This is a genomic window from Nonomuraea sp. NPDC001684 (genome assembly GCF_053596515.1).
Map to the genome: position 1 here is coordinate 1 of NZ_JBSFGJ010000164.1, position 19,042 is coordinate 19,042.

The following is a 19,042-nucleotide window of genomic DNA, read 5'->3' on the forward strand; positions in this document are numbered from 1 at the left end:
CCAGCACGCCCGGCCAGGTCAGCGCCCGCGCCCGGGGCACCGGCCCGGCCGCCTGCGCCGCGCCGCCGCGCGGCAGCCGCGCCCATGTCACCGCGGCGACCAGCAGCGTCAGCCCGGCGATCAGGCCGGTCCAGCCGCGCCACCCCAGCGCGTCGCCGGCCGCGCCGCCGGCCAGCGTGCTGGCCCCCAGCCCGACCGGGACGAACGTCGCCCAGACCGACAGGGCGGTGCCCCGGTCGCGCTCGTGGGCCAGGCGCAGGATCAGGGCCGGGCAGGAGATGGTGACCAGGACGTAGCCGACGCCCTCGACGCCGCGGGCGACGAGCAGCCAGGCGAAGTCGTTGGCCGCCATGCTCGCCGCGCCCGCCGCCGCGATCAGGACCAGCCCGGTGACCAGCGACCGCCCGGTGCCGAAGCGGCGGACGAGATAGCCCGCCGGCAGGCCGACCGCGGCCCCGACGCCGACCACCGCCGAGATCACCCAGCCCAGCTCCGACAGCGACAGCCCGAGCTGGGCCGCCATCGCGGGCCCGACCGAGGAGAACTTGCCGAGGCTCATCGCGCCGACGACCCCGCCGACGTAGACGAGCAGGATCGTCAGCCAGGGGGAGCGCCGCGGGGACGCCTCCGTGATCTTCGCCGCCGACCGGGGGTCCATGAGTCTCCTTCGCACTGCGCTCCGCGGGCCAGGGTTCCCACGTCCGATCTTCGCCATGCCGGCGGCGCCGATCAACCCGCATCCCCCGTGGCGAAGATGCCGATGCCCGACTCGGTGACGTTGACGGCCCCGGCCGACAGCAGCGCGTCGATCGTCTCGGGCACCTCCCGCCTGGGCAGGACGCCCTGGAGCACGACCATGGTCCCGTCCGCGAGGTCGGCGCCCGCGCGCCACGACCGGTCCGGCATCGCGGGCACCACCTCGGCCAGTCGGTCGGCGGGGGCGCGCACGGTCAGCAGCACGTGGGCCGGGCCCACCCAGGCGGCGCGCAGCAGCAGGGCGAGGTTCCTGATCACGCCGCGCCTGGCCGGGTCGGCGTAGGCGGCCGGGTTGGCGACGAGCTGCGCGCCGCAGGTCCGCACGGTCTCGATGACGCGCAGGTCGTTCTGGCGCAGCGAGTGGCCGGTCTCCACGACGTCCATCATGGCGTCGGCCAGCTCGGGGATCTTGGCCTCGGTCGCGCCGTAGGACACGACCACCTCGGCCCGGCGTCCCGCCTCGCGGAAGAAGCGGCGGCCGATGTTCGGGTACTCGGTGGCCACTCTGACGCCGTCGTCGAGGTCGGCGGCGCTGCGGGCCGGATGGCCGGACGGCACCGCGAGCACCAGCCGCCACGGCCGTTCGGTGTTCCTGGAGTAGTCGAACGACTCCACCACCTCGACCTCGGCCCCGGTCTCCTCCACCCAGTCGGCGCCGGTGAGCCCGAGGTCGAAGGTGCCGTCGCCGACGACCAGGGGGATCTCGCGCGGCTTGTAGAAGGCCACGTGCGACACGCCGGAGTGGTCCACCGTGCCGCGGTAGGAGCGCTCCGAGCGCCGCCGCACGGGCAGCCCCGCGGTCGCGAACAGCTCCAGGGCCCGCCGCTCCAGCGAGCCCTTCGGCAGGGCGAGCGAGATCATGATTCCTCCTGACGGGCGCGGCGGGGACGGCGGGGCGGCGGGGTCACACGTGCAGCAGCCGGTCGATGCCGACGACGGGCGGCTCGGGCAGGGAGGACGGCCGCACCTCGATCTCGCCCACCACGAGGTCGTCCGGCCAGGAGTCGACGATGGTGGCCACGCAGCGGGCCACCGACCGGGTGCTCATCTTGTGCGGCGAGCCGTCGCCGTCGAGGTTGGCGATGGCGCCCGGCGAGACCAGGCAGGCGCGCACCCCGTTGCGGCGCTCCTCCAGCAGCAGCGTCTCGACCAGCGCCTTCAGCCCGGCCTTGGTGGCGCTGTAGGCGGCCCCGCCCTCGAAGTACCGCGTCCCGGCGTGGCTGCCCATGGCGACGAACATCCCGCCGGCGGCCCGCAACGCCGGCAGGACGGCTTTGAGCAGGTGGAAGCAGGCGCTCAGGTTGATCGCGACCAGCCGCTCCCAGTCCTCGGCGCGCAGGTCGGCGATCGGGTCGAGCACCCGGTCCACCGCGTTGGACACGCAGACGTCGAGCCGGCCGGCCGCGCCGAGCACCTGGGCGGTCGCCTCCGCGATCTGCGCCGGGTCCGCCAGGTCGCACCTGTGCTCGCCGAGCCAGTCCTCGCCCGCGAGCGAGCGGTTCAGGGAGAAGACGCGGTAGCCGCGCTCGCGCAGCTCCTCGGCGATGGCCCGCCCGCTGCCCCGGTTGCTGCCGGTGACCAGCGCGGCCGGGGGCTCATGTGATGACATCAAGGACGCGGCTCCACTGGTTCACGATCTCCTCGCCCGCCACGCCGTCCCGGAACAGGTCCTTGTCCAGCGGGGAGCCGTCCTGGTGGCGCAGGCGCATGCAGTCCTGGGAGATCTCGGAGATGACGGTCAGCCCGCCGTCGGCCGTCCGGCCGAAGATGAGGCAGAAGTCCCACACCTCCAGCGGGCGCAGCCAGGACCGCAGCACGTCGTTGACGGCGAGGGACAGCTCGCGCATCTCCTCCACCGGCAGGCCGAGCGCGCGCAGGTAGTCCTCGCCGATCGGCTGGTCCTCGGGGTCGGTCCGGTAGTCGAACTTCACGACCGGGCGCGGCAGCGGGGCGCCGTCCTCGAACAGGCCGGGGTACTTGCGGGTGGTCGATCCGGTGGCCCGGTTCTTCACGATCACCTCGAACGGCGGCGCCGGGCAGTAGTCGGCCACGTACGAGTCGGCCGAGACGCGTTCCCGGAACGCGCACGGCACGCCGGCGTCGGCCAGCCGGGCCGCCGCCCTTTCGTAGAAATCGAGCCGGAGCGGCCCGGTGCGCTCGACGATTTCATCGCGGTGGTACGTGAAACTGCGCAGGCTGGGGATTATCTGCACCAGGCACCGCCCCTCGGGCAGCAGCCACAGACGCTTACTGCGCCCGACGATATCCGGCTCGCCCCGGCCGGCCGGAGTTCCCGGATCTGATCCGTTATCCACGTCGCCTCCATCCGCCGACAATGGCCCACACAACTTGATATTGCGGGCACCTCGCTGTCAAGGCGGCGTGACCCTGGAAAAAGGAGCACTTGACGTGGCTCTCGCGGTCTTGATATGTCGTCCGCCCTTGCCTGGAGCACTGGAAGAAAGAGTACTTGACGGGTCCCGGCGACCGGACGGTACTGTCTTCAGAAATTGAAATTCCCGAGCCTAATTAGAATCCCAATGGGGGGAGGATCGTTGTCGGAATATGAGCGCATAGCTCACTCGAAGATCACGCGTAAGTTCAGGTCCGCGGGGCAGCAGCTCTTGTTCTCGCGGGGGCGGCGGGGCGAGGTGTCCGACGCGAACGGCGTACCGTACATCGATTTCGTCATGGGTTATGGCCCAGTGATAATCGGTCACGCGGACGCCCAGTTCAACGAAATTCTCTGTGGTTATCTCGGCAACGGAGTCATGCTGCCGGGCTACACCACGTTCCACCAGGAATACCTCGACCGGCTGCTCGGCGAGCGGCCCGGCGACCGCGGCGCGTTCTTCAAGACCGCCTCCGAGGCGGTCACCGCCGCCTTCCGGCTGGCCGCGATGCGCACCGGGCGGCTCGGCATCATCCGCAGCGGCTACGTCGGCTGGCACGACTCCCAGATCGCCGACTCGCTCAAGTGGCACGAGCCGCTGCACTCCCCGCTGCGGGAGAAGCTGCGCTACACCGACGGCATGCGCGGCGTCGGCGAGTCCGAGCCGGTGGCCAACTGGGTGGACCTGCGCCTGGAATCCCTCGCCGAGCTGCTGGAACGGCACCGCGGCCGGCTGGGCTGCTTCGTCTTCGACGCCTACCTGGCCTCCTTCACCACGGCCGACGTGCTGCGCCAGGCCGTCGCCATGTGCCGCGAGGCCGGCCTGCTCACCGTCTTCGACGAGACCAAGACCGGCGGCCGGATCTCGCCCCTCGGCTACGACCACGACAACGCCCTCGGCTCCGACCTGATCGTGATCGGCAAGGCGCTGGCCAACGGCGCCCCGCTGAGCATCCTGGCCGGTGACGCCGACCTGCTCGCGCTGGCCGAGAAGGCCCGGCTGAGCGGCACGTTCTCCAAGGAGATGATCGCCGTCTACGCGGCGCTGGCCACCCGCGACATCCTGGAGAAGCCCGTCGGCGACTCGCCGGACGGCTGGGCCGAGCTCGGCCGGATCGGCACGCAGGTGGCCGCCGCCTTCACCGCGGCCGCCGCGGACGCCGGGGTCGAGGCCCTGGTGGGCGCCCGTCCGGTGCTCGGCGGCGGCATGTTCGAGCTCGTCTACCACGACGTGGGGCTGCTGGGCGACAAGGAGCGGCGCGAGTCGCTGCTGGCCGAGCTGGCCGGGGTCGGCATCCTGCTGCTCGAAGGGCACCCGTCCTTCGTGTGCCTGGCCCACCGCGACATCGACTGGGGTGACCTGCGCGACCGGGTGCGGCAGGCGTTCGAGGCGTGGAGCGCGCCCGCGGGGGCCGGCCGTGGCTGACCTCCTGCGCCTCGCCCTGGTCGGCTGCGGCCGCCAGATGCAGCAGAACCTGTTCCCGTTCCTGCAACGCATCCGCGGCCACCAGGTCGTGGCCTGCGTCGACCCCGACCTGTCGCTGGCCGCCGACGTGCAGTCGCTGGCCGGCGGCGCGACCTGCGTCTCCTCGGTGGACGAGCTCGACCTGGAGATGGTGGACGCCGCCGTGCTGGCGGTCCCGCCGGAGCCGTCGTACCTGCTGGTCCGGCAGCTCGCCGAGCGCGGGGTGGACTGCTTCGTCGAGAAGCCGGCCGGGCCGTCCACGCCCGCGCTCCAGGACCTGGAGCACGTGGTGCGGCGCAGCGGGCGGCACGTCCAGGTGGGCTTCAACTTCCGCTACGCCGAGACCCTGCAGCGGCTGCACGAGCTGAGCGAGGGGATCCGGGCCACGCCGTGCTCGGTGACCATCGACTTCTACAGCCGCCACCCGTCCGCGCCGCAATGGGGGGTGGACACCACCCTGGAGGCGTGGATCCGGCACAACGGGGTGCACGCCCTCGACCTGGCCCGCTGGTTCGTGCCGTCGCCGGTCGTCCAGGTGGACGCGCACGCCATCGCCAGTGACGCCGACCGGTTCCAGATCAACCTGTTCCTGCGCCACCACGACGGCTCGCTGTCCACGCTGCGCATGGGCAACCACGTCAAGCGGTTCATGGTGGGCGTCACCGTCCAGGGCATGGACGGCAGCCGGTACAGCGCGCCGTCGCTGGAACGGGTGACGCTCGAACTGTCCGACGGCGTGCCGTACGGCCAGGAGCTGCACGCCACCCGCAACCTGGACCACGGGTGGGGGCGCAGCGGCTTCGGGCCGGAGCTGCAGGCGTTCGTGGACGCCTGCGCGCAGCGGTCGGCCGAGCCCCAGACGGGCGGCCGTCCTCCGGTCAAGGGCGTGCCGTCGGTCTCCGACGCGCTGGCCGCCTCCGCCCTGTGCGACCGGGTGATGGCCGAGCTCAACACCGCCGCCACGAACGGCCTCGGCCTGCTGACCGGGTCCGTCCGGGCCTCGGCCTAGGCCGGGCCGCCGACGAGGAGGGGGAGGAATGACCGAGCGGGCGCGACCGGCCGCGGGCGGGCGGCCGGTCGCGTCGCGGGATCCGGCCGGGTCACCTGATCCGGCCGTCACGCGGGATCAGGCCGCCGCACGGGACCGGGCCGGGTCGCGGGGGGTGGGCCGGTGGATCGCCGGTCACCTGCGCCGGCACCGGCCGTCGCTGCTGCTGTTCACCGTGGCCGCCGCGGCGGCGAGCCTGTGCTCCACGCTCGTCCCCGTGCAGATCGGCGCGGCGTTCGCCGAGGCCACCGGCCCCCGCCACGACCTCGGCGCGGTCGGGGTGGCGGCGCTGGCGGCCGCGCTGCTGGCGGCCGGCCGGTTCGTCGCCGACCTGCTGTCGAACGGCTCGATGGAGGTCGTCGCCCAGCGCGTCAAGCGGGACGTGCGCGACGAGCTGTACCGCAGCCTGCTCACCAAGCGCATGGCCTTCCACGACCAGCAGCGCATCGGCGACATCCTGGCCCGCGCCATCAACGACGCCAGGCTCGTCGACTACATGCTCAGCCCCGGGGCCGCCACCGCCGCCAACGGCGTGCTGGCCCTGCTGGTGCCGATCCTGTTCATCGCCTCGCTGGACCCGCGGCTGCTGCTGGCCCCCGGCGTGCTGGTCCTGGTCTTCGCCTACGCGCTGCGCTACCACCTGCGCCGGCTCTACCCGCTGGTCATGCGCACCCGCGAGACCTTCGCCGACCTCAACGAACGCTTCTCCACCACGCTGTCGGGCATCGCCACCGTCAAGGCCGCCACGCAGGAGGACTTCGAGCGGCACGCCCTGAGATCGGCCGCCGCCGCCTACCGGGACGCCTTCGTCCGGCGCGGCCGGGCGCAGGCGGTCTACCTGCCCGCGCTGAGCTTCGCCCTGGCCATGGTGACCGGCTCCCTGCACTCGCTCTACCTCTACTCGCAGGGCGAGCTGGCGCTGTCCCAGGTGGTGACCTACCTCGGCTGGCTGCTGCTGTTCGCGCAGCCCGTCACCATGTCCGAGCAGGCCGTGCCGGTCATCCAGGAGGGCTTCGCGGCCGCCGCGCGCATGCGGCAGATCATCGACGGCGCCCCCGGCGAGCGCGAGGACACCCGCGGCGACACGGCCGCCGTCGAGGGCACGATCACCTTCGACCGGGTGTCGCTGCGCCACGAGGGCCGCGACATCCTGCGCGAGGTCTCCTTCCACCTGCCCGCCGGCCGCACCCTCGCCGTCGTCGGCCCCACCGGCAGCGGCAAGAGCATGCTGATCAAACTGGTCAACCGCATGTACGACGCCACCGAGGGCCGGGTGCTGATCGACGGACGTGACGTGCGCGAGTGGGAGCCCGGCGCGCTGCGCCGCCAGATCGGCCACGTGGACCAGGAGATCTTCCTGTTCTCCAAGAGCGTGCTGGACAACATCGCCTTCGGCGCCCCGCACGCCGCCGGGTACGAGGACGTCCTGCGCGTCGCCAAGCAGGCGTGCGCGGACGAGTTCGTCCAGGGCATGGCCGACGGTTACGCCACCGTGCTCAACGAGGGCGGCACGACGTTGTCCGGCGGGCAGCGGCAGCGGCTGGCCATCGCCAGGGCCCTGCTGACCGAGCCGCGCATCCTCACCCTCGACGACGCGACGAGCGCCGTGGACGCCCGTACCGAATCGGCGATCACCGAGGCGATCGAGCGCGCGACGGCGGGCCGCACGACGGTGCTGGTCTCGCACCGCCCCGGCCAGATCCGCCGCGCCGACCTCATCCTGCTGCTGGACGGCGGCCGGGTCGTCGACCAGGGCTCGCACGACGAACTGATGGCGCGCTGCGCGCTCTACCGGGAGATCTACAGTGGCTGACGCCCAGGATCGGCGGCGCCCGTGAGCGACCTGTTCGCGGGCCTGCACGCCGACGCCTACGACCGCGTGTACGGCAACCGCCGCCTGCTGGCCCGCATCCTGCGGCAGCTGCGCGCCCACCGCGCCGGCATGATCGGCTCGGCCCTGCTCGTCGCGGGCTCGGTGCTGCTGACCGCCTCCGTGCCGATCGTCGTCTCCCGCCTGATCGACCAGGCCGGCGGCGGCAGCGGCCCCGGCCTGCTGCTGTGCCTGTTCGTGGTCGCGGCGGCGGTGCTGGCCTGGGCGATGAACTGGGCCCGCCAGGCGATCACCGCGCGGCTGGTGGGCGGCATGGTCTACCAGTTGCAGTGCGAGGCCGCCGACGCCGCGCTCGCCAAGGACGTCGCCTTCTACGACGAGAACTCGGTCGGCAAGGTGCTCAGCCGGGTCACCGGCGACACCGAGGGCTTCGGCTCGGTGCTCACCCTCACCCTCAACCTGATCAGCCAGCTCTTCCTGGTGGTGCTGCTCGGCGGCGTGGTGTTCTGGATCGACCCCGGCCTCGGCCTGGTCATCCTGGCGGCACTGCCGTTCCTGCTGGGCACCGCCCTGGCCTTCCGCCGGGTGGCCCGCACGGCGGCGGCCGCCACGCGGCGGGTGATGGCCAAGGTCAACGCCAACGTGCACGAGACCATGCTCGGCATCGCGGTCGCCAAGAGCTTCGGCCGCGAGCGGGCCGTCCACGACGACTTCGACGACGTCAACCGGCTGTCGTACCGGGTCTACGTCCGGCAGGGGCTCATCTACGCGGTCATCCTGCCGGTCCTGACGCTGCTGGCGGGCCTGGCCACGGCGGTCGTGCTGTACCAGGGCGGGCGGTTCGCGGCGATCGGCAGGCTCTCGGCGGGCGAGTGGTACTTCGCCCTCCAGGCGCTCGGCATGCTCTGGCAGCCGGTCACCCAGGCCGCCTCGTTCTGGAGCCTGTTCCAGCAGGGGCTGGCCGCCGCCGAGCGGGTGTTCGCGCTGATCGACAGCGACCACGCCGTCGTCCAGAGCGGCAACGCGCCGGTGACCGAGCTGACCGGCGCGATCGAGGCGCGCGGCCTGCACTTCCGGTACGGCTCCGGCGCCGCCGTGTTCCGCGACTTCGACGTGCGCCTCGCCGCCCGCGAGACGGTGGCGGTCGTCGGGCACACCGGCGGCGGCAAGTCCACGCTGGCCAAGCTGATCGCCCGCGCCTACGACTTCCAGGGCGGCGAGCTGCTGGTGGACGGCCGCGACATCCGCACCCTGGACCTGCGGGCCTACCGGCGGCGGGTGGGCGTCGTCCCGCAGCACCCGTTCATCTTCGCCGGCACGCTCGCCGAGAACATCGCCTACGGCCGCCCCGGCGCCGGCCGCGACGACGTCGTCCGGGCCGTCGAGCGGATCGGCCACCGCGTGTGGGACCGCAGCATGCCGATGTCCCTGGACGACCGCCTGGCCGCCGGCGGTCAGGGCGTGTCGGTCGGGCAGCGGCAGCTCATCGCCCTGGCCAGGATGTTCGTCCGCGAGCCGGACATCCTGCTGCTGGACGAGCCGACCGCCAGCGTCGACCCGCTGACCGAGCGCGGCATCCAGGACGCGCTGGCCCGGCTGTGCGCGGGCCGCACGGTCGTGGTGATCGCCCACCGGCTGTCCACCATCCGGCGCGCCGACCGCGTCCTCGTGCTGCACGGCGGCGAGATCGCCGAGCAGGGCCGGTTCGACGAGCTGCTGCGCCGCGACGGCCCGTTCGCCGAGCTCTACGCCACCTACTACGCGCACCAGGAGACCGCATGACCTGCGCCCCCCATCCGGCGGAGTTCGAGCCGATCCAGCGGGAGGCGTCCGCCACGGGCGTGCGCTGCGTGGTCGGCGCCGTGCTGTTCAACCCGCTCGGCGAGGTGTTCCTGCAACGGCGGGCGGCCCACGTGCGGCTCTTCCCCGGCTGCTGGGACATCGTCGGCGGGCACGTCGAGCGGGGCGAGACGCTGTGCGCGGCGCTGGCCAGGGAGATCGCGGAGGAGACCAGCTGGCGGCTGCTGCGGGTGGGCGGCCTGGTGGACGTCTTCGACTGGACCGGCGGCGACGGCGGCCTGCGCCGCGAGATCGACGTGCTGGCCACGGTCGAGGGCGACCTGACCCGGCCCGCGATCGAGCAGGACAAGTTCGACGAGGCCCGCTGGCTGGACGGCGACGCCCTGCGCCGCCTGGCCGCCGAGTCGCCCGGCTCGGGCATGGTCGAGCTGGCCCTGCGCGCGCTGGCCATGCGGCCGGTCTAGGACTCCGGTTTGCGTACCGCGTCCAGGGCCTGTCGCAGGGTGAACCGGCCGGCGTACAGCGCCTTGCCCACGACCACGCCCTCGACGCCGAGCGGGGTCAGGGAGGAGACGGCGCGCAGGTCGTCCAGGCTGGAGATGCCGCCGGAGGCCACGACGGGCCGGCCGGTGGCGGCGCAGACGTCGCGCAGCAGCTTCAGGTTGGGGCCGCCGAGGGTGCCGTCCCTGGCGATGTCGGTGACGACGTACCGGGCGCAGCCGGCCGCGTCGAGGCGGGCCAGGGTCTCGTACAGCTCGCCGGCGTCGCGGGTCCAGCCGTGGCTGCGTACGGTGGTGCCCCAGACGTCCAGCTCGACGGCCACCCGGTCGCCGTGCCGGGCGATGACCTGCGCCACCCACGCCGGACGCTCCAGCGCGCCGGTGCCGAGCACCACCCGGCCGCAGCCGGTGGCCAGCGCCGCCGCCAGGCTCGCGTCGTCGCGCACGCCGCCGCACAGCTCGACCGGGATGTCCAGGGCGCCGACGACCTCGGCGATCCGCGCCCGGTTGGAGCCGGTGCCGAAGGCGGCGTCCAGGTCCACCAGGTGCACCCAGTCGGCGCCCGCGTCCTGCCAGGCCAGCGCCGCGTCGAGCGGGTCGCCGTACCAGGTCTCGGATCCGGACTCGCCGCGCAGCAGGCGGACGGCCCGGCCGCCGCGCACGTCGACGGCGGGCAGGAGGGTCAGGCATGTGGACACTCGTCGTTTCCTCTCCCGTGAACCCCCCTTTTCCATCATCGCGAACACTGGTCAGGAAGCGAAGTCAACCTTCGGCCACCACCATGGTTCACTTGCCGCCCGCCCGCCCGGACGGGAACGCTTGCCGGTGCGCGCCGCACGCCCAGTCGCCGGGGGCCGGTCCCCCTGTTCCGAGGAGGACTGCATGGTCTCGCTCGCGCTGCCCAAGGGCACGTTCCTGGAGCGTCCCGTCCTCGACCTGTTCGCCGCGGCCGGGCTGGAGGTGCGCCGGCCGTCCGAGCGCAGCTACCGGGCGAGCATCGCCTACGACGGCGGCGTCGAGGTGGCCTTCCACAAGCCGCGCGAGATCCCGCTCGCGGTGGAGCGAGGCGTCTTCGACTTCGGCGTGACCGGCACCGACTGGATCGAGGAGACCGGCGCGAAGGTCGAGCTGGTCGAGGCGAGCGGGTGCGTGCCGCCCTGGCGGCTGGTGCTCGCCGTCCCCTTCGGGCATCCCGCCGTGGACGCCGCCGGCCTGCCCGCCGGGGCCCGGGTCGCGACCGGCTTCCCGAAGATCTCCCGGCAGTTCTTCCAGAGCGTGCCGCTGCCGGTACGGATCGTCCCGTCGTTCGGCGCCACGGAGGCCAAGGTCCCCGAGCTGGCCGACGCCGTCATCGAGACCGACGGCCCCGGCTCCGCCCTGGACGAGCACGACCTGCGGGTCGTCGCCACGTTGCGCACCTGCCTCCCGCAGGTCGTCGCGAGCCCCGCCGCCTGGCGGGACGCCCGCAGGCGCGCCGCGATCCAGCGGGTCGCGCGGCTGCTGACCTCGGTCGACGGGGGAGCGGCCCACGTGCTGCTGACCGTGCGCACCACCACGCGCGACCTCCCGCGGGTGGCGGGGTCGATGCCGGCACGGTCCTGGCGGGCCGGCACCGGCCTGACCGAGAGCCTGGTGGTCGTGCAGGGGCTGGCCGCCCGGCGCGGCCTGGCCGAGACCATCGGCGGCATCCTGGCCGCCGGGGCGCTCGACGTCATCGAGTCGCGCGTCGGGAAGGACGTCACGCCGTGAGCCGCCGGATGATCGTGTGCGACCTCGACGGGACGCTCCTGGACTCCCGCGGCCAGGTCTCCGAGCGCACCAGGACCGCCGTGCGCCGAGCCCGCGCCGCCGGGCACGTGTTCGTCATCGCGACCGCGCGGCCGGTCCGCGACACCCGTCCGGTGGCCGCGGCCCTGGACCACGCGGCCGTCGCCGTCTGCGGGAACGGCTCGATCACCTACGACTTCGGCAGCGAGGAGGTGGTCGACTACCGCCCGCTGGACCGGCAGCCGCTCGCCGCGACGCTGGCGCTGCTGCGCGACCGGTTCCCCGGCGTGCGCCTGGGCGCCGAGTGCCGCCTCGAACTCCTCCTGGAGGACGCCTTCCACCTGCCCGAGCCGCTGGCCCGCGACGCGCGCCGGGTGCCCCGCCTGGAGCACGAGATCGACCGGCACGACGTCGGCAAGCTGATGGTCCAGCTCGAAGGCGCCGCCCGCCAGTACTACGAGACCGTGCGCGGGCTGCTGACCGGCTGCGAGGTCACCATCTCGGCCGACGTGTTCTGCGAGGTCATGCGGTCCGGCGTGACCAAGGCCGCGGCCCTGGAGTCGATGGCGTCCCGGCTCGGCCTGGGCAGCACCGACGTGATCGCCTTCGGCGACATGCCGAACGACCTGCCCATGCTGACCTGGGCAGGAACCGCGGTGGCGGTGGCCAACGCCCATCCCGCCGTGCTCGGCGCGGTGGGCGAGGTGACCGCCTCCAACGACGACGACGGGGTGGCCGCGTGGCTGGAACGGCACGCCACGGCCGATTTCTCAGAGAAGTATTGACGCTTGTCTGACGACTATTCATGATGGTCGCTGGAGCCGGGAACGCACCGGCCAGGATCGGCCTGCGGAGGCAGGCCGCCAGGGCCCGCGCCGGGCGCGGGCGTCCCGTCTGAGAGGTGCCCCAGTGCCCCGATTAGCCGTTGCCCCTGTGCTCGTCCGCGTCCTCGCCGTCCTCGCGGCGCTGTGCTCGCTGGCCGCCTGCGGCGCCGTCAGTCCCGCCGCCGAGAAGAAGGGCGCCACCTCGGTCGGCGTGGCCTTCAGCCGCGGCGGGCGCGGCGACAGATCCTTCAACGACTCGGTGGGGGCCGGCGTCGACCGCGCGAAGGCCGAGCTGGGCGTCGCGGCCAAGGAGCTCAGCCCCAACGCCGCCGGGTCCGACCTGGAGGAGATCCTGCGGCTGCTGGCCCAGACCGGCCACAACCCGGTGCTGGCCGTCGGCTTCTTCTACGCCCAGCCGCTGGCCAAGGTCGCCCCCGCCTTCCCCCGCACCCAGTTCGTCATCATCGACGACGCCACCGTGAAGCTGCCCAACGTCACCAACGTGGTGTTCCGCGAGGAGCAGGCCAGCTACCTGGTCGGCGCGGCGGCCGCGCTCAAGTCCGCCAGCGGGAAGATCGGCTTCGTCGGCGGGGTGCAGACGCCGCCGCAGGAGAAGTTCCTCGCCGGGTACGCGGCCGGCGCCCGCGCGGTGAAACCCGGCATCCAGCTCTCCAGCGTGTTCATGTCCCAGCCGCCCGACTTCAGCGGCTTCTCCGCCCCCGACAAGGCCCAGGAGGCGGCCCGCGGCATGTACGACGGCGGCGCCGACGTCGTCTACCACGCCGCAGGGGCGTCCGGGCTCGGCGTCTTCCAGGCGGCCAAGGCGGCCGGCAAGTGGGCGATCGGCGTCGACGTCGACCAGCGCAAGACGGTCGATCCCGGGCTCGCCGGGGTGATCCTGACCAGCGCCACCAAGCAGCTCGACGTCGCGGTGCTGAGCATCGTCCGGGACGCGGTGGCGGGGCGGCCGATCGCCGGCGTGCGCGAGTTCGGGCTCAAGGAGGGCGGGGTCGGCTACGCCACCAGCGGCGGCGAGCTCGCCGACATCCAGCCGCGGCTGGAGGAGCTGCGCAAGCGGATCGTCTCGGGCGAGATCAAGGTGCCCGCCAGGCCGGCGGAGAGCCGGTGAGCCGGGCGCGGGCGGCGGGCCGGGAAGCGCTGGGCGTGCTCGCCGTCCCGGCGCTCGCGCTGCTGATCGCGCTCACGGTCGCCACCGCGCTGCTGGCCGCGGTGGGGGCCGCGCCGGGGCGGACGTACCTGACGATGCTGGAGTTCGGGGTCCGGCCGGACTCGCTCGTCTCCGCGGTGAACCGGGCGGCCGTCTACTTCTTCGCCGCCCTCGCCGTGGCCGTCACCTTCCGGATGAAGCTGTTCAACATCGGGGTCGAGGGCCAGTACCACGTGGCCGCGCTGTTCGCGGCGGTCGCCGGGGCGGCCGTGCGGCTGCCGGGCCCGCTGCACCTGGCGTTCGTCTGCCTGGTCGCGGTGCTGGCCGGAGCCCTGTGGGCGGGGATCGCCGCGGTGCTCAAGGTGTGGCGCGGGGTCTCCGAGGTGCTGTCCACGCTGCTGCTGAACTACGTCGCCACCGCCGTCGTCGCCTACCTGCTGGCCGAGGTCTTCGCCGCCGGCAGCACCTCGGGCTCGACGCGGGAGCTGCCGCCGTCGGCCCGGCTGCCGCAGCTCACGCTGCCGTCGGGCGACCAGCTCGGCTCGGCCACGCTGGGCGCGGTCGTGCTCGGGGTGGCGGTGCACGTGCTGCTCACCCGCACCCGCTACGGCTACGAGCTGAGGGCCGGCGGCCTGAACCCGGTGGCGGCGCGCGTCCAGGGCATCGACCCGCGCCGGATGATCCTCGTCACGATGGTGCTGTCCGGCGGACTGGCGGGCCTGGCCGGGCTGCCCGACCTGCTGGGCCAGACCTACCGGTACGGCATGGACTTCCCCTCCGGCGCGGGCTTCACCGGGATCGCCGTGGCCCTGCTCGGCCGCAACACGCCCGCGGGCATCGCGCTGGCCGCCCTGCTCTTCGGGTTCCTGGAACGGTCGGCGCTGATCCTCGACATCGAGGGCATCCCCAAGGAGATCGTCACGATCATGCAGGGCGTCATCGTGCTCAGCGTCGTGGTGGCCTACGAGGTGGCGCGGCGGATGGAACGCCGGCGGGCCGAGCGGCTCGTACGGGAGCAGGCGTCCCCGGCGCTGGAGCCGACCGCATGAGCGCGGGACGGTACCGATGGTGGCGGGCCGCGCTCGTCCTGCTGCTGGCGATGTCGGTGGTCAGGGTGTTCACCGGCGCCGACGAGCTCACCGGGTCGGGCGTCGTGGGGGCGGCGCTGCGGCTGGCGGTCCCGATCGGGCTCGCCGGGCTGAGCGGCCTGTGGAGCGAGCGCGCGGGCGTCGCCAACCTCGGCATCGAGGGCATGATGATCATCGGCACGGTCTGCGGAGCGTGGGCCGGGTACGGGTTCGGCGTCTGGGCCGGGGTGCTGGCCGGCACGCTCGGCGGGGTCGCGGCCGGGCTGCTGCACGCGGTCGTCACCGTCACCTTCGGGGTCGACCAGGTGGTGTGCGGCATCGCGATCAACATCCTGGCGGTGGGCGTGGCCCGGTTCATGTCGGTCATCGCCTTCAGCGGCCTGCCGGGGGCGGGGGCCACCCAGTCGCCGCCGGTGAGCGGGTCGATCGGCACGGTCAGCGTGCCCGTCCTGGCGGGCGGCGGGGGCACGGCCGACCTGCTCGGCGCGCTGGAGCGCGGCCGGTTCTTCCTGGTGTCCGACCTCGCCGGGATCGTGCGGGGCTTCCTGCACGAGGTCTCGCTGCTCACCGTGGTCGCCGTCGCGCTGGTCCCGGTCAGCTTCGTGCTGCTCTGGCGGACCGCGTTCGGGCTGCGGCTGCGGTCGGCGGGCGAGCACCCGGCGGCGGCGGACTCGCTCGGGGTCCCGGTGCTGCGGATGCGGTACTACGGCGTGCTGGTCTCCGGCGGGCTGGCCGGGCTCGGCGGGGCCTACCTGGTCACCGTCTCCTCGACGGTCTACCGCGAGGGCCAGACCGGCGGCCGGGGCTTCATCGGGCTGGCCGCCATGATCTTCGGCAACTGGCGGCCGTCCGGCACGGCGGCGGGGGCGCTGCTGTTCGGTTACGCCGACGCGCTGCAACTGCGCCAGGCGAGCGCGGTGCACGTGCTGCTGCTGCTCGGGGCCGTGCTGGCCTGGGTCGCGGCGGTCGCGCTCGTCCGCACGCGGCTGCGCCCGGCCGCGACGCTGGCGCTGCTCGGCGCCGCCGCCTTCGCGGTCTTCCAGGGCACCGACTCGGTCCCCACCCAGCTCGTGTACGCCACGCCGTACCTCACCACGCTGCTGGTGCTGGTCACGGTCGCCCAACGGCTCCGCATGCCGGCCTACGTCGGCATCCCCTACCGGCGAGGAGACGCGTGATGGCCGTCGACCGGGAACCCCGCCTGATGGGGTACGCCGACCGCTGGTCCGCGGCGCCCGGGGAGCCGCTGGCCGTGCACGCCTCCGGCCCGGACGGGGACGCCGACGTCACCCTCGTGGACCTCGTCCGGGAGGGCGACCTGACCCCGGCCGTGCCGGTGACGATCGCGCCGCGGCCGCTGCGGCCCGGCTCCCGGCTGGAGGCGGCCTCGGTGCCGACGCCCGCCAGGGGCGGCCTCGCCCTCTGGATCCGGCCGAAGCGGCTCGGGCCGCGCCAGGTCGTGGCCCGGCTGGGGGCCGCCGGATGGCGGCTGCTGCTCGCGCTCGACGAGGAGGGCCGGCCCGAGGCGACCGTGCTGACGCCGTCGGGGAGCATGGGCTGCCGGCTGCGCTCGGCCGTCCCGGCGGGGGAGTGGTCGCTGCTGGCCGTGGCGTGGGAGGCGGCGCCGCTGATGACCGTGCTGCATCTGAACGACTTCCGCACCACGGGCGTGAGCGCCGGGCGGGCGCGCCTGCCGCTGCCGTCCCCGTCGGGCGAGCTGCTGATCGGGGCGGGCGACGAGCATCCGTACGCGGGCCGGATCGCCCTGCCCATGCTGACCGAAGGCCCGCTCGCCATGCCCGGCCGCGTTCCGCTGACCGACCTGACCACCGGTCCCGAACTGGTCAAGCACCTCGGCCCCGAGCTGCTGGCCCTGTGGGACCCGTCCGCCGGCCCCGGCGCGCCCGTCGTCCCGGACGTCAGCGGCAACGGGCACCACGCGAGCGCCGTCAACCGGCCGCTGGCCGGGCTCCTCGGGCCGGGCGGCGACGCCCGCACCGCGCTCCAGGTCAGCCCGGAGGACCTCGACGACGCCCGCTGGCCGGTGACGTGCGAGCTGACCGTCCCGCAGGACGCCGGCTCCACCGTGCTCGGCGTCCGCCTGCGGACCCGGGGGCAGTCGTGCGTGCTGCCGGTGGTGGCGCGCCCGGACGCGACGCGCAGGAGCCCGGTCGCGGTCGTCCTGCCCACGTTCACCTACCTCGCCTACGCCAACCACCGGCAGTCCAGCGAGGCCGAGTACTTCGGCGACTACCGGCAGGTCACCGACCGCGTGATCACGCTCTCCCCGGTGGACGCCTACCTCAACGAGCATCGCGAGCTCGGCCTGTCCCTGTACGACCAGCGGCGCGAGGGCGGCCACGTCACCCACTCCTCCAGACGCCGCCCGGTGCTCAACCTGACCCCCGACTACCGCTGGTGGATGACCGGCGCGCCGCGCCACTTCGCCGCCGACCTGCTGCTGCTGCGCTGGCTGCGCTCGGCGGGCTTCGCCTTCGACGTGCTGGCCGACGAGGACGTGCACGAAGGCGGCGCCGACCTGCTGTCCGCCTACCGCGTCGTCCTGACCGGCAGCCACCCCGAGTACGTCACCGCCCCCGAACGCGCCGCCTTCGCCGCGTACGTGTCCGGCGGCGGCCGGCTCATGTACCTGGGCGGCAACGGGTTCTACTGGGTGACCGGCGTCGACCCCCGGCACCCGCACGCCATCGAGGTCCGCCGCGGCCACGTCGGCGACTGGTGGGACGACGAGCCCGGCGAGGACGTGCTGACCTCCACCGGCGAGCCCGGCGGCCTCTGGCGGCACCGCGGCCTGGCGCCGCAGGAGCTGCTCGGCGTCGGCTTCGCCGCCCAGGGCTGGGGGCCCGCCCCCGGCTACACCCGCCTGCCCGACAGCCACCGGGAGGAGGCGTCCTGGGTGTTCGAGGGCGTCGGCACCGACCCGGTGGGCTGCTGCGGCCTCGCGCTCGGCGGGGCGGCGGGGGACGAGATCGACCGGGCCGCGCCCGAGCTCGGCACCCCGCCGGACACCCTGGTGCTCGCGACCTCCGCGGGCGGCCACGGCCACCACTACCGGCCTCCCACCGAGGAGGCCGGTTCGGGCGCGCAGGCCGTACGCGCCGACATGACCCTGCGACTGCTCGGATCCGGCGGCGCGGTGTTCGCCGCCGGATCCGTCAACTGGGTGACCAGCCTCGCCTGCTGTGACGGTGACATCAGGCGAATCACCCGGAACGTCCTGTCCCGATTCCTGCAACCCGCAGCTTGTGAGGAGGAGTGACGTGACCACCGCGAGCGCGAGGCACCTCGACTACCCCTATCCCCGCACGTCGGCCGAGCTGACCGACGAGATGTTGTCCATGCCGGCCGAGGAACTGGCGGCCATCGCCCGCCACCCGCTGACCGTCTACCCCGACACCACCGAGCTCTACTACCGGCTGGCCCGGGAGATGGCCGACGAGTTACGCGCCCGCAACATGCGCGGCGAGCCCACCCGCTGGATCCTGCCCGTGGGCCCTAAGGCGCAGTACCCGATCCTGGCGCGCATCTGCAACGAGGAGCGCATCAGCTGGGCCGACGTGTACGCCTTCCACATGGACGAGTTCCTCGACTGGCAGGGCCGGCCGGTGGACCCCTCGCACCCCTTCAGCTTCCGCGGCTACTGCGACCGCAACCTCTACCAGCTCCTCGACCCCGACCTGCGGCCCCACCCCGGCAACGTCGTCTTCCCCGACGTGTTCGACCCCGACGCGTTCGGCGAGCGCCTGCGCGGCGAGGGCGGGGCCGACACCTGCTACGCGGGCTTCGGCTACCGGGGGCACCTGGCCTTCAACGAGCCGCCGTCCACGCGCTGGCACCAGTACACCGCCGCGGAGTTCGCCGCCTCGACCACGCGCGTCGTCCCGCTGCTCGACGACACGATCGTGGCCCACTCCCACCGGGTGACCGGCGGCTACACGCAGGCGATCCCGCGGATGGCGATCACCGTCGGCATGTCGGAGATCCTCTCCGCCCGCCGGCTGCACCTGATCACCGACGGCGGCGCCTGGAAGCGGTACATCGTCCGGGTGCTGCTGCTCACCACCGAGCCGGACGTGCTGCTCCCGGTGACCTTCGCGCACCACCACCCCGACGTGCGGGTGACCGTCGACGCCGACAGCATCGCGCCCTGCGCCCTGGGGCTGGGCTCGTGACCGTCGTCGCGGTCGGGGCCTACATCGTCGACCTCTACATGTTCGGCGACCGCCTGCCGGAGCCGGGCGAGAGCGTCAACGCCGCCGACTACGCCACCGCGCACGGCGGCAAGGCCGCGAACGTGGCGGTCGCCGCGGCCCGGCTGGGCGCCGCCGCCCGGTTCGTCGGCTGCCTCGGCGACGACGCCGCCCGGCCGGTGGCGCTGGCCG

General features: G+C 73.8%; 18 protein-coding genes. 13 read left to right on the forward strand and 5 right to left on the reverse strand.

Features of this window, described 5'->3' with window-relative positions:
• The 4 genes from ACWCSD_RS26335 to ACWCSD_RS26350 form a co-directional block, all read right to left on the reverse strand.
• On the reverse strand, positions 1–658 hold a 658-nt coding region (locus ACWCSD_RS26335; protein ID WP_449918686.1), incomplete at its 3' end, for an MFS transporter.
• Between the two features lie 71 nt (positions 659–729).
• Complete coding sequence (hisG, locus tag ACWCSD_RS26340; protein WP_449918689.1) at positions 730–1,617, reverse strand: ATP phosphoribosyltransferase; 888 nt, start codon at positions 1,615–1,617, stop codon at positions 730–732.
• A 43-nt stretch (positions 1,618–1,660) separates the two neighbouring features.
• Entirely contained in the window at positions 1,661–2,365 is a 705-nt protein-coding gene (locus ACWCSD_RS26345; protein WP_449918692.1) for an SDR family oxidoreductase, read from the reverse strand.
• On the reverse strand, positions 2,352–3,071 hold the full coding sequence (locus ACWCSD_RS26350; RefSeq protein ID WP_352349612.1) for a phosphoribosylaminoimidazolesuccinocarboxamide synthase: 720 nt from the start codon (positions 3,069–3,071) through the stop codon (positions 2,352–2,354). Before ACWCSD_RS26350 ends, ACWCSD_RS26345 begins: the two co-directional genes overlap by 14 nt.
• 225 nt (positions 3,072–3,296) lie before the next feature.
• On the opposite strand from ACWCSD_RS26350, the gene ACWCSD_RS26355 reads away from it, so the two are divergent.
• From ACWCSD_RS26355 to ACWCSD_RS26375, 5 genes are read left to right on the forward strand one after another with little or no spacing between them, the layout of a single operon-like run.
• On the forward strand, positions 3,297–4,574 hold the full coding sequence (locus tag ACWCSD_RS26355) for an aminotransferase class III-fold pyridoxal phosphate-dependent enzyme (protein ID WP_397164772.1): 1,278 nt from the start codon (positions 3,297–3,299) through the stop codon (positions 4,572–4,574).
• Positions 4,567–5,622, forward strand: coding sequence for a Gfo/Idh/MocA family protein (locus ACWCSD_RS26360; protein ID WP_397164770.1), 1,056 nt, complete (start codon positions 4,567–4,569; stop codon positions 5,620–5,622). The genes ACWCSD_RS26355 and ACWCSD_RS26360 overlap by 8 nt, the downstream gene beginning before the upstream one ends.
• A gap of 28 nt (positions 5,623–5,650) precedes the next feature.
• A complete protein-coding gene (locus ACWCSD_RS26365) occupies positions 5,651–7,474 on the forward strand; it encodes an ABC transporter ATP-binding protein (RefSeq protein WP_449918697.1) in 1,824 nt (607 codons plus the stop codon).
• A gap of 21 nt (positions 7,475–7,495) precedes the next feature.
• Positions 7,496–9,274: an ABC transporter ATP-binding protein gene (locus ACWCSD_RS26370; RefSeq protein WP_397164766.1), complete on the forward strand. Its 1,779-nt coding sequence runs from the start codon at positions 7,496–7,498 to the stop codon at positions 9,272–9,274.
• The gene (locus tag ACWCSD_RS26375) at positions 9,271–9,756 is read left to right on the forward strand and encodes an NUDIX domain-containing protein (protein ID WP_449918700.1); all 486 of its coding nucleotides are present in this window, start codon (positions 9,271–9,273) and stop codon (positions 9,754–9,756) included. Before ACWCSD_RS26370 ends, ACWCSD_RS26375 begins: the two co-directional genes overlap by 4 nt.
• Here ACWCSD_RS26375 and priA read toward each other — a convergent pair.
• Positions 9,753–10,490: a bifunctional 1-(5-phosphoribosyl)-5-((5-phosphoribosylamino)methylideneamino)imidazole-4-carboxamide isomerase/phosphoribosylanthranilate isomerase PriA gene (gene priA / locus ACWCSD_RS26380; protein WP_449918702.1), complete on the reverse strand. Its 738-nt coding sequence runs from the start codon at positions 10,488–10,490 to the stop codon at positions 9,753–9,755. The two genes, ACWCSD_RS26375 and priA, sit on opposite strands and share 4 nt — an antisense overlap.
• 184 nt (positions 10,491–10,674) lie before the next feature.
• Between priA and hisG (ACWCSD_RS26385) the strand changes: the two genes are divergently transcribed.
• From hisG (ACWCSD_RS26385) to ACWCSD_RS26420, 8 genes are all read left to right on the forward strand, one after another.
• Positions 10,675–11,541 carry an ATP phosphoribosyltransferase gene (hisG, locus tag ACWCSD_RS26385; protein WP_449918705.1) on the forward strand — a complete coding sequence of 289 codons (867 nt, stop codon included), beginning with the start codon at positions 10,675–10,677 and terminating at the stop codon, positions 11,539–11,541.
• A complete protein-coding gene (locus tag ACWCSD_RS26390; protein ID WP_449918708.1) occupies positions 11,538–12,344 on the forward strand; it encodes an HAD family hydrolase in 807 nt (268 codons plus the stop codon). The genes hisG (ACWCSD_RS26385) and ACWCSD_RS26390 overlap by 4 nt, the downstream gene beginning before the upstream one ends.
• Before the next feature lie 148 nt (positions 12,345–12,492).
• Positions 12,493–13,512, forward strand: coding sequence for a BMP family lipoprotein (locus ACWCSD_RS26395; protein ID WP_449918711.1), 1,020 nt, complete (start codon positions 12,493–12,495; stop codon positions 13,510–13,512).
• Positions 13,509–14,600, forward strand: a complete 1,092-nt coding sequence (locus ACWCSD_RS26400) for an ABC transporter permease (protein ID WP_358283115.1) — start codon at positions 13,509–13,511, stop codon at positions 14,598–14,600. The genes ACWCSD_RS26395 and ACWCSD_RS26400 overlap by 4 nt, the downstream gene beginning before the upstream one ends.
• A complete protein-coding gene (locus tag ACWCSD_RS26405) occupies positions 14,597–15,817 on the forward strand; it encodes an ABC transporter permease (protein ID WP_352349634.1) in 1,221 nt (406 codons plus the stop codon). The genes ACWCSD_RS26400 and ACWCSD_RS26405 overlap by 4 nt, the downstream gene beginning before the upstream one ends.
• A complete protein-coding gene (locus ACWCSD_RS26410; protein WP_449918715.1) occupies positions 15,817–17,919 on the forward strand; it encodes a N,N-dimethylformamidase beta subunit family domain-containing protein in 2,103 nt (700 codons plus the stop codon). Before ACWCSD_RS26405 ends, ACWCSD_RS26410 begins: the two co-directional genes overlap by 1 nt.
• A gap of 1 nt (position 17,920) precedes the next feature.
• Positions 17,921–18,832: a 6-phosphogluconolactonase gene (locus ACWCSD_RS26415; RefSeq protein WP_387668398.1), complete on the forward strand. Its 912-nt coding sequence runs from the start codon at positions 17,921–17,923 to the stop codon at positions 18,830–18,832.
• Positions 18,829–19,042, forward strand: a 214-nt coding sequence (locus ACWCSD_RS26420) for a PfkB family carbohydrate kinase (RefSeq protein WP_449918718.1), incomplete at its 3' end; no start/stop codon positions are given. The genes ACWCSD_RS26415 and ACWCSD_RS26420, both read left to right, overlap by 4 nt.